This is a genomic window from Clostridium sp. DFI.1.208 (assembly GCF_024463855.1).
Classification (GTDB): Bacteria; Bacillota_I; Bacilli_A; order Erysipelotrichales; family Erysipelotrichaceae; genus Clostridium_AQ.
On sequence record NZ_JANGCA010000090.1, the window covers coordinates 1 to 11,218 of the forward strand.

Genomic DNA, 11,218 nt, shown 5'->3' on the forward strand with positions numbered 1-11,218 from the left:
AATTATATCACAAATTACCAATAATTACCATATAATAAAACGAAATATTTGACAAAATAATCATAAAAAAAGCCTTTGATAAAAAGCTTTAGAAGATGTTGGCTATATATAGTCTGTCAAAGACCCGAGTTCTATAGTCCCTATGTATCCAGTGCCCAGCGTCTTCCAAATGGAAATACACTCGTGACAGAAGGAAGCGATGGTCGTATAATAGAGGTAACCGCAGATCATGAAATTGTATGGGAGTGGATTTCACCATATTATACGCATAATGAAACAGGCCCGAAGAACAATATGATTTATCGTGGCTACCGCTATCCGTACAGCTATGTTCCACAGGAGCCGACACCGACAGAAATTGCGATTCCACGTATTGACAATACCACCTTCCGTATGCCGAATGCCGGAGCACTTGGCGCAAAGACGGTGATTGATGTGGAAGGAACCCTACCGTATTATCAGGATGTGGCACTGTGTGTGGCAACCGATGATGAGGAAGATTTGAGCCAGCGCGAAAAGGTTTTCTCCGTAGATACTGCGGTGTTTGAGCCTGTCAGCGGCATGGCTGAGTGGACTGATAAGGTATTAAAGCAGCAGGAGAAGCCGGTGCTGGTACTGTTTGGTGCAGAGCGCTGTGTACACTGTAAGGCACTGCATCCGGTATTGGAAGAAGCCCTGCAGGAGGAGTTTGCGAACAGCTTCCTGATTCGCTATGTGGACGTTGATGCCAACAAGGATATCGTTGCCGCCTGCCATGTACAGGGAATTCCTGTTGTGGCGGTATATCGCAGCGGTGAAGAGGTACGTCGCTTTCACGGAGAACATGATTACGATGATGTCTGTGACTTTCTGGATGCGGTGTTTGCCTGATGCTGTAAACGGATAAAGGAGGATTTCCATGCGCAAGGAACCCTATGGTCTTATGCCGATATTTGCCCATCGCTGTATGCACCATGAGATTTATGGGAAAAGGCTGCAGTATGAAACCTATAAAAGCTCGCAGATTCTGCATTCTATCAATGACACGATTGATCATTTCGGAATGGTTGTGGATGGCGTTTTAAAGGCGGAGCAGTATACCAGTCAGGGAAGTGTGCTGTGCAGTGCCTATTTTGAGGATAATGATGTGTTTCCGGAGCTGCTGTATTTTACGGGTAAGCGGCAGTATACGTATACGCTGGTCGCAGTAAGACGGACAACCGTTGCCTGGATGCATGTATCCGATCTGGAGGAAATGCTGAAGGAGGATACGGAAATGATGACGGCGTTTATGCTGTATCTGTCAAAGCGGGGATTGCGCAATCAGATGCTGCTGAGCTGTCTGATGTATCAGACGATTCAGGAGCGCGTGGCATACTGGCTGCTGAGTATGAATCATTTGTCAGAGCATGAACGGATACCGCTTCCGCGTTCACAAACGATCTGGGCGAATACCCTGCATGTGAGTCGTTCCTCTTTGAATCAGGAGCTGAAGCGTATGGAAAAGGAAGGAATCTTTCGCATCGAGGGGCATGTTTTGATTCTTCTCGATCAGAAGAAACTGGAGGATATTTTGTAAAATCAATGAGAGGCAGGTCTAGCTTATGTTCGATTGAAGAGCAGAGGAGGCCTGCTTTTATTATCCTGAAAGCTTAAAATCGATATAAGGGCTGCCATACACAAGAAATTCCATATAGGAAATAATAAGAACCCGCATATGTGAATTCTGAAGTATAACGATCCATAATTTAAGGACTTTTCTTCGCAAACACAATTTTATGTGCTATGATACGGATATGTCATTTATATAAACAGATTCAGTGTACGCAAAAACATACATCTATCCGGGTTTACCATATTAGTTTTTTAGAATGCTTGGATCATGAGAACTATTGGGGGATTTGTTATGCTTGCTTACTTATAGAGGATGAGCCGATGCAGAATGTAAGGAAGCCACGGATATGCAGTTGTGCAGATCATTGGTTGCTGAGTCAAGGTATAAAGAAAAGGCAGGAAGATACAGGAAAGCACAAGAAAACAACAGGAGGATACATACGATGTGTACAAGTATAATTTCAAACGGCAATAAAACAATCATCGGCTTTAATCTTGATATATTGGATATGGAATATCGGGTGGTTGCTGAGGAAGATAAAGTTTATATCGCTATACATGACGATCAAGAAGGCTGGCTGCCCTTATTCGGCGCTAATTCCAGAGGGGATTTTGTAGCGATGCCGACTTGCTGGCCATTTGATGAAAGAAGTAATCCTGCGAATGCGGATAGTCTGAATATTATCAATCTGGATATTGATTTACTGCTTAGAAAAAAAACATTGGATGAAATTAAAGTGATTGCTGAGCATGAAGCGGTATCGAGTGTTCCGGGTGTCACCTTTCAATCACAGCTATCCGATAGCTCCGGTAATGTTTTACAAATAATTCCGGGGCAGGGAATACGGTATTTATCGAAGCCGCAATACGCTGTTTTAACAAATTTTTCTCCATTCAAAGGAAGCACGGAAAAGCACCCCTGGATGGGATTAGACAGATATCATAAGGCTGTCGAGCTGCTGGAGAATAGTAGTGAGGATTTTGATGTTTCTGATTGCTTTGAGGTTTTAAAACAGACTTCACAGACGATCTGTCCTACGGTGGTATCTATGGTATTTGATACAGCAGCGAATACGGTATACTGGTGTGAAAACAGAAAATGGGATAAGATTGAAAAAAAGAAAATAGGTTAATCCTATTCCTATGCAGTTTAACAATAACAACTATAATGGATGAATTGTGGTTTTCAGATAGCTGTTTGTCTAGGTAAAATAGGGTGAACAGAGCTTTATTTTGCGAAAGAGGTACGGACCATTAAATATTAAGCTTCACAAGACAACTTTGAAGCCTTTGGATCTCAGTTTGCGTTATATGCTCATTATATATCAAATAGGGAACTCTTAGTACGTAAGAATAAATAGCTTAAGAATATTCAATAATGCATTTAGACAATATAGGGTTGAAACAAAGAACAACACGTATTTTATGCGTGTTGTTGATGTCTAGTAGCATATTTCAATTTGTTCACTGAATATCATAATACCCAGAGGATAGTGAAGTTATAACGCTGTGACTACTACGTCAATGAAATTCTTGGTATCAGAAGATGTAAGGCTATGCGATTAACGAGAAAAGACTGTACTAATCAATAAGTTAATACCTTTTTGAGGTGTCAAATTTGAGGTGTCAAAATGGTATCCCGATATGATCACTTGAGGATGCAGTGGTTTATAAATTTACCGATTCCATCATGGTCATTATCATCTGTTATAAAATCTGCAGCACTTTTTGTGAGAGCGCTGCCGTTTTTCATAACGACTCCAATTCCTGCGTGCAATATCATATCGTAATCATTGTCTTCATCACCAAATGCGCACAGATTCTCCATGTCCCACCCATGCCAGCTCAATAGTTTTTTTAATCCCATCGTTTTTGTAATACAGGGATCTGTATATTCAAACAGTATGCTCGCTGTTACCAAAGCTGCTGATTTATAGGATGTATTGGAAAAGGTTGCACTTCTTGCGATAACCGATTCCATTGTCTGCGGTGCACAGGTAATCATTAGCTTTGGCCGTGATTTTTCGAGAAAATGTGAGAAATCAACAATCTTATAAGGGATGTGATCGGCGTCTGATAATTTTCTGATATGATCATCCTCCCATGGAGCATACAGAATCCCTTGCCAGGGGATGACAAAATTGACATCCAGATCTTCATAATGCTTTATAATTTCCTTCATAAATTCGCCGGAAAGAGGATAGCAGCTTTCTTCCTTACACAAAGTGAAATCACAAAGTTCACCACCACCTGTTCCGACGATTGCATCTACCAGTTCATGAATTCCCCATTCATCCAAAAGATTTTTAACACTGTGAGCATCTCTTCCTGTTGATAAGCCAAATAGGATACCTTTTTCCTTTGCCTTTCTTATTGCTGTAATTGTATTTGTTGAAACAGTACCGTTACTTGTAAGTAATGTACCATCCAAATCACACATAATTGCTTTAATGTCCATAAAATACCTCCCTTTATATTCATCATTATAATGATTTTGAATAAAAACGTAATCATTATATGTATTCTGTAAAAATTTATCACAATTTAAGCATATATTGTGCTTCGTTTTGATAAACAATGAGAAAATCAGAGCATATCATAAAGTGAACATTGTTTGTAAATCTTTTATTCTGTATAATATTTACATAGAAACATGCGTAGCAGCTATATGTTCGTAAACGAATGAAGGTTTCATACGTATGCCATAAATGAGGAGAGTCTTATGAATATTTTGAAAGATATGACTACGAAACGGGATTTTACCCCCAGCGAACAATTGATAGCTGACTACATCCTGAAACATTTTAATACAGTCAATCAATGCAGTATCAAAGACATAATAACCGTTTGTCATGTTTCAAGTGCGACATTATATCGCTTTATAGAAAAAATGGACTGTTATGGCTTTCAGGATTTCAAAGCAAAGATATTGGAAGACAAGGAAGATTTCTTAAAGGAAAACAGGAAGCTTGATTTTGATTTCCCTTTTCAAAAGGACCAGACTGAAAAAGAAATTATCGATGCAATCTGTCTGGATTATGAGCAGACTTTGCTTTCCACGAAAAATCTTTTTGATTTCAGGCAATTTAAACAGCTAATACCAAAAATGAAGCAATCTGAGGAAATAAATATTTATACCTCTGCAGGAAATTTATCATTTGCACAAAATTTCAAATTTCAGATGCAGGAGATTGGCGTAAATGTTACGGTTCCTGTAGAGGAATATGAACAGCGGTTATGTGCTTCACAAAGCGACTCCCGAAAATTTGCTGTCATGATTACCTATGGTGGACGGGGCTTGCTGGCTTCAGCTTTGTCGAAAATTCTGCATTGCAATCAAACACCGGTTCTGTTAATTTCTTCCCCGGAGATGAAAAAAGAAACTTACTATGCTGAATATCAACTTTATCTAAGTCACAGAGAAAATCATTTTAATAAAATATCATCATTTTCCACACGATTATCACTTCTTTTTCTTTTGGATATTCTATATGGCTGTTACTTCACAACCGATTATGATACCTATCTCAACAGAAAAATATCCTATTATAAAATGATTCGCATGTAAGAAGCCATCAGTATGGAAAGGAGCGGATGATAATGCAAAGAACCAATCGCCGGAAGCCTGAGGAGCTGGAAGAAATTTTATCCAATACAGAAAAGGAGATTCATTGTTACGTGATTTCCCATTTTGAGGAAATTCCCGCGATGACGATAAGGACCTTGGCAGTGAATACGTACGCCAACACAGGAACTATTATGCGATATTGTAAAAAGCTTGGCTATTCCGGCTTTGAAGAATTCAAAATTCATTTTCAGAATGATATGAAAGATTTAAATTATGATAGTTTTCTCATAAAGAATTCAGAAGATACCATTCATGTCATCAATAAAATGAAGCAATTATATGAAGATGTTGTAAGTAAGTCTAATCAACTTTTATCAGTAACACAATTGGACAGAATCGTTGATAAAATTTCAAAGGTTACCTATATTGATTTTATCGTTTATGATGCAAATACAGCTTTTGCGGAATATGCATCACATTATTTTTTCCTCATTGGAAAGGTATGCAATGTGTATTCGGATATTGATAAACAAATTCAGTTTGCCTCTATTGCAGATCCAAAAGATCATCTTGTTATTATCATCAGCAGAAGCGGATCAACAAAACGAATTATCAAGATTGCGAAAATTCTTCATAAACGAGGCTTTTATACTCTTTTGATGACGCAGAGATATACAACAAACATATCCATATACTGTACAGAATGCATAGCAGCACTCTATGACAATAATTTTGATAAAATGGGAGATTGTATCTTTTATACTTCTGTGAAATATCTGATGGACTGCATTATTCAAGTTTATTATACGAAATACTATAACCAGATTCTCCAGACTGTAAAGCAATATAACGAGCATTTTTTTGGAATTGACGATTGATTGTAAAAAGACGCAATGTTAAAAAGTCTTTTCATTTACAATGATGAAAGGACTTTTTTGTATACAGCGTATTCTTATTTACTGCAATTTTAGGGAAAAAAAGGATACAGTGTTACTATAAAATCCATCTTTCTTTAACTCCGGCATCTTTTGATTTATTCTATGTTCAGGAGGTGTAAATACATGAAAATTTACTTATTTTGTAACTTAGGGTTATCTACAAGTATATTGGTTGACAGTATGAAAAAGGAGGCAGAAAAGAAAGGGTTGGATGTCGATGTCAAAGCTTTCGCCATCTCAGAACTGCAAAAGTATGTTGGTGAATTGGATGTTGCATTGCTTGGTCCACAAGTTGGATATCGTGTGAAAGAAATGAAAAAAATCTGTGATCCTTTTGGAGTTCCTATTGATGTAATACCCATGCAGGATTATGGGATGTGCAATGGAAAAGGGGTTCTTGAATTCGCGTTGAGTTTAATCGAGAAAAAGGATGGAGGATGCTGACAATGAATACGTTAATGAACGAAAAGATTATGCCAGTGATTATGAAATTTATAAATTCCAAGCCTGTATTAGCATTAAAAGATGGATTTGTTTATGCCATGCCATTGATGATAGCAGGTTCTATCTTTCTGTTACTTGCAGAGTTTCCAATTAAACAAGTTACAGATTTCTTTGCCAGTGTTGGATTGAAAGAAGTCTTGAATCAGGCATATGCCTGTTCCTTCAATATTATGGCTTTGATCGCGGTAATAGGAATCGCATATACATATGCAGATAATGAGGGGTATGCCCCATTGCCTGCCGGGGCGATTGCACTATCAAGTTTCTTGCTTCTGCAGCCGGGGGATATCGTTAGCCAGACGGGAGAACAGGTATCTGTCATTTTGAAAGCATGGTGTGCAGGACAAGGTATGGTCTGTGCAATCATAATCGGTAATCTGGTTGGTTTTATCTACTGCCTATTAATAAAAAAAGGAATTACAATCAAAATGCCAAATGGAGTTCCGGCAGGGATTGTGAATTCATTTAATGCATTAATCCCAGCCGTCGTTATAACATTTCTAATGACAGCATTGTACGCTATTTTACAGCTTGGTTTTGATACAACCTTCTTTGAACTAATTTACGGCACCATTCAGACACCTCTGCAAGGTCTTTCAGATTCACTATGGGGTATTATTGCGGTTGCATTCCTTGTGCCACTTCTTTGGTGGTTTGGCGTACATGGTGCGTCGATCGTGACTGGGGTCATGACTGGCTTGTGGATGGCAAACACAGCTGCTAATCAGGTGATTCTGGATTCTGGGAAAGCATTAACACTGGAAAACGGTGCACATATCGTTACACAGCAATTTTATGATCAGTTTATCTGTGTAACCGGTTCAGGAATTACCATTGGTCTGGTGGTTTATATGCTCTTCCGAGCGAAAAGTAAACAGTATAAGGAATTGGGGAAAATAAGTATTGTCCCGGCATTATTCAATGTCAATGAACCGGTGTTATTTGGTACACCGATCGTATTGAATCCACTTCTCATGGTTCCTTTCATCGCCATACCGGTTCTAACAGCAATTATTGAGTATTTCGCAATCGCATCAGGCTTATGTCCGCTTTATACTGGCGTGCTTGCTCCATGGACAACCCCTGTTATTATCTCGGGATTCATAATTGGTGGCTGGCGCACCGCCCTGCTCCAGGCAGTCATTGTTGTGCTTTCCGTTATTGGATATTATCCTTTTATCAAAAAAATTGATCAGCTTGCATTTGAAAAAGAAGAAGCTATGCAGAATAATGTAGAGGAGAACGTACTATGAGTGAATTTGAATTGATTTGTTTTCAGATGATTGCAGGTGCCGGAGAAGCTAGGACAAATTTTATTGCTGCTTTGGAAGAAGCAAAAAGCGGTAACTTTCAAAATATTGATACACTGATGAAAAAAGGTGATGATGCATATATACAGGGGCATCATGCACATGCATCCCTCATTCAGGAAGAGGCAAAAGGAAACAAGACAGAATTATCACTATTGTTGATGCATGCCGAGGATCAGTTAATGAATACGGAAACCTTCCGTTTTCTAGTGATGGAATTGATTGATTCCTATCGCGGAGGTAATGCGTATGAATCATAGAAGCATGACAGCTTTTCCAAATGATTTTCTGTGGGGAGCGAGTACATCTGCCTATCAGGTGGAGGGTGCTAGTATGCAATACGGAAAAGGTCCTTCTTGTCAGGATGTAAAATGCGTGCCAGATGGAACCTCTGATTTAACTGTATGCTCAGATCATTACCATCACATGAAAGAAGATATTGCACTGATGGCTGAAATGGGATTCAAAGCATATCGATTCTCTATTGCGTGGACACGAATTCTACCGGAAGGAGAAGGGACAGTCAATCAACAGGGAATTGAATTTTACAGTAACCTGATTAATGAGTGTATAAGGCATGATATTGAACCAATCATCACTATGTTTCATTTTGATATGCCAGCAGCGCTTGATCAACGCGGCTCTTGGTCTAATCCTGATTCAGTACAATGGTTTGTGGAATATGCCAAAATTTTATTTTCTGCATTTGGGAATCGCGTACATTACTGGTTAACGATTAATGAACAGAATATTTTAACTCTGGTAGGACCGGTTATCGGCACTCTTAAGTTGCCAGAATCATGTGAAAATATGACACGTGAAATCTACCAGCAGAATCATCATATGCTGATTGCACAGGCGAAGGCTATGGTTCTTTGCCATGAGATGCTTCCAGACGCAAAAATAGGTCCAGCACCAAATATTTCTTTGATATATCCTCAAACATGTGACCCAAGAGATGTATGCGCAGCCCAGAACGCGAATGCATTACGGAACTGGCTTTATCTAGATGCGTATGTTTATGGGGAGTATAATCATATCGTTTGGTCATGGCTAAAGGATCAAAATGCAGAGCCGATATTTGCACCTGGTGATAAAGAAGCATTGAGAAATGCGCATCCGGATTACCTTGGTATTAATTATTATAATACGGCTGCCTGCCGTAAATATAATGATAGCGATGAGATTGGTGCTGTGTCCCAGCAGGAGAATAAGGGAGTAAAAAATCTGTATACAGGAGTCGTAAATCCTTTTTTAGAAAAAACAGAGTTTGGTTGGGAGATTGATCCGGAAGGCTTCCGTAATACAATACGAGAAATTTACTCTCGCTATCATTTACCGATTCTGATAACGGAAAATGGATTGGGAGCTTATGATGAACTCACAAAGGATGGGAAGGTGCACGATATATATCGTATCCAATACTTGGAAAAACATATCCATCAGATGCAGCTTGCTATTCATGACGGCTGTATGATGATAGGATATTGTCCATGGTCAGCATTAGATCTTATTTCAACACATGAAGGTATGAAAAAACGCTATGGATTTATATATGTAAATCGTAGTGAATATGATTTAAAGGATTTGAAGCGGTATAAAAAAGATTCTTTCTACTGGTATCAAAAGGTAATTGCTTCCAATGGAAATGATTTGTCATTGTAATTGCAGGAAAGCAGTATTACGAATGAAACGTCTGCTTTTATCATGAAAAGAAATACTTATGTGTTTAAAAAGCTAATATATAGAAGCTAAAATAACTATTTATCGTATATGGAATATCTATATAGATACCTACAGGATTATATGCACCCTGCGGATTTCTGTTCGCGTTATATGCATACAATGGACAGGACCTTTTATCATAAAGTCATACATGAGGGTATGCTTACATACAGCTTGCCAATTACAAGGCGAATTGAACTTAGCAAACATCGCCTGTCAAATAAAAATCACCATATTTATGAAACAGTTATTCACATAAACGGGAAGATATGCTACATTATGGGTAAGAAAGAAGAGGGAACTGGTATGAAATTAGGTATTGCAGGAGCAGGCATGATCGTCGTACAGGGTCTGCTGGAATTTGTACATGATATTGAAGGAATTGAGCTGATCGGGATTTGTGCTACCAAGCGCTCTGAGGAAAAGCTGAAGAAATTAAGTGAGGAGCATGGAATCGCCCATACATACACCGATTATGAGGAAATGCTGAAGCTGGATGATATCGATACGGTATACGTGGCAATCAATAACCATCTGCATTATGAATTTAGCAAAAAAGCAATTTTAGCCGGCAAGCATGTAATCTGCGAAAAGCCGTTCACGGTACATGTGGATGAATTGAAGGAGCTGGTTGCACTTGCAAAGCAGCACAATGTCATGCTGCTGGAGGCAATTACAAATCAGTATTATCCAAATTATCTGGAGCTGAAGAAACAACTGGGCAGAGTAGGAGACATCCATGTGGTATCCTGTAACTATTCACAGTATTCTTCCCGTTATGATGCATTTAAGCGTGGAGAGGTTCTGCCTGCGTTTAATGCGGATATGGCCGGAGGGGCACTAATGGATCTGAATGTGTACAATGTGCATTTTAATGCAGGTCTGTTCGGTATGCCGAAGGATGTGCAGTATTTCGCCAATATAGAAAAACGCGTAGATACATCCGGTATTCTGATTCTGGATTATGGTAGCTTTAAATCCGTATGTATCGCGGCAAAGGATTGTGCCGGACCTTCTCAGGCAGTAATCGAAGGTGAAAACGGATATCTGGAGGTGGAGGGCTCTGCTTCTGTATGCTCTGCGGTAGCTTATACATACCGGGATACAAAGGAAGAAGGACGCTTCAATTCGCATCCGGATGTACATCGTATGAAGTTTGAATTCATTGAATTTGAACGCATCGTGCGTGAAAAGGACTGGAAACGGGTAGAGGAAGGACAGCAGGAGAGTCTGATTGTGATGGAGATCATCACCCAGGCAAGAGAAAAGGCAGGTCTCTAGCTATTATCGCTTGATTATTATGCAATAGAAAAAAGGGGCCTTACGTAACGTGGGTTGAGTGAAAAATCGCTCTAATTATTATGGGGTTTTCGTAGATATTTGCTATGCTCGATTGTATCATGGGCTCAAAAAAGGTATGCGAGGTGTGATGATGCAGGCGCATACCTTTTTATAGTGTGCCGGGCATGGCATAAATTCAGTTGGAGACAAGCCAACCACAGGTAGTTACCGCCAAGTGTAGTGAACCACAAGCCGTTGATAGTGATGTCATGGGTGAAGGAAGTGGTGTAACGATTCTT

Annotated in this window: 10 protein-coding genes and 1 pseudogene; 10 read left to right on the forward strand and 1 reads right to left on the reverse strand. The window is 39.2% G+C overall.

Annotated elements, in window-relative coordinates; genetic code table 11:
• Window positions 1–126 precede the first annotated feature (126 nt).
• The 3 genes and pseudogenes from NE665_RS22360 to NE665_RS22370 all read left to right on the forward strand — a co-directional run.
• Window positions 127–870, forward strand: a pseudogene (locus NE665_RS22360) (thioredoxin domain-containing protein); the annotation flags it as partial.
• 28 nt (window positions 871–898) lie between these two features.
• A complete protein-coding gene (locus NE665_RS22365) occupies window positions 899–1,558 on the forward strand; it encodes a Crp/Fnr family transcriptional regulator (RefSeq protein ID WP_117444788.1) in 660 nt (219 codons plus the stop codon).
• A gap of 478 nt (window positions 1,559–2,036) precedes the next feature.
• Complete coding sequence (locus NE665_RS22370) at window positions 2,037–2,726, forward strand: hypothetical protein (RefSeq protein ID WP_117444789.1); 690 nt, start codon at window positions 2,037–2,039, stop codon at window positions 2,724–2,726.
• A gap of 515 nt (window positions 2,727–3,241) precedes the next feature.
• On the opposite strand, the gene NE665_RS22375 is transcribed toward NE665_RS22370, so the two are convergent.
• Window positions 3,242–4,051: an HAD family hydrolase gene (locus tag NE665_RS22375; RefSeq protein WP_117444790.1), complete on the reverse strand. Its 810-nt coding sequence runs from the start codon at window positions 4,049–4,051 to the stop codon at window positions 3,242–3,244.
• Window positions 4,052–4,315: 264 nt separating this feature from the next.
• Here NE665_RS22375 and NE665_RS22380 point away from each other — a divergent pair, with 264 nt between their 5' ends.
• From NE665_RS22380 to NE665_RS22410, 7 genes are all read left to right on the forward strand, one after another.
• Complete coding sequence (locus NE665_RS22380; RefSeq protein WP_117444791.1) at window positions 4,316–5,161, forward strand: MurR/RpiR family transcriptional regulator; 846 nt, start codon at window positions 4,316–4,318, stop codon at window positions 5,159–5,161.
• Between the two features lie 32 nt (window positions 5,162–5,193).
• Complete coding sequence (locus NE665_RS22385; RefSeq protein ID WP_178760069.1) at window positions 5,194–6,039, forward strand: MurR/RpiR family transcriptional regulator; 846 nt, start codon at window positions 5,194–5,196, stop codon at window positions 6,037–6,039.
• 183 nt (window positions 6,040–6,222) lie between these two features.
• The gene (locus NE665_RS22390) at window positions 6,223–6,543 is read left to right on the forward strand and encodes a PTS sugar transporter subunit IIB (protein ID WP_117444793.1); all 321 of its coding nucleotides are present in this window, start codon (window positions 6,223–6,225) and stop codon (window positions 6,541–6,543) included.
• Window positions 6,544–6,545: 2 nt separating this feature from the next.
• Window positions 6,546–7,856 (forward strand): PTS sugar transporter subunit IIC, encoded by a 1,311-nt coding sequence (locus tag NE665_RS22395; protein ID WP_178760068.1) that lies wholly within the window; start codon window positions 6,546–6,548, stop codon window positions 7,854–7,856.
• Window positions 7,853–8,173 (forward strand): PTS lactose/cellobiose transporter subunit IIA, encoded by a 321-nt coding sequence (locus NE665_RS22400; RefSeq protein WP_117444795.1) that lies wholly within the window; start codon window positions 7,853–7,855, stop codon window positions 8,171–8,173. The genes NE665_RS22395 and NE665_RS22400 overlap by 4 nt, the downstream gene beginning before the upstream one ends.
• On the forward strand, window positions 8,163–9,578 hold the full coding sequence (locus NE665_RS22405; RefSeq protein ID WP_117444796.1) for a glycoside hydrolase family 1 protein: 1,416 nt from the start codon (window positions 8,163–8,165) through the stop codon (window positions 9,576–9,578). Before NE665_RS22400 ends, NE665_RS22405 begins: the two co-directional genes overlap by 11 nt.
• Window positions 9,579–9,944: 366 nt before the next feature.
• Window positions 9,945–10,919 (forward strand): Gfo/Idh/MocA family oxidoreductase, encoded by a 975-nt coding sequence (locus tag NE665_RS22410; RefSeq protein ID WP_233104838.1) that lies wholly within the window; start codon window positions 9,945–9,947, stop codon window positions 10,917–10,919.
• The last annotated feature ends 299 nt before the right edge of the window (window positions 10,920–11,218 follow it).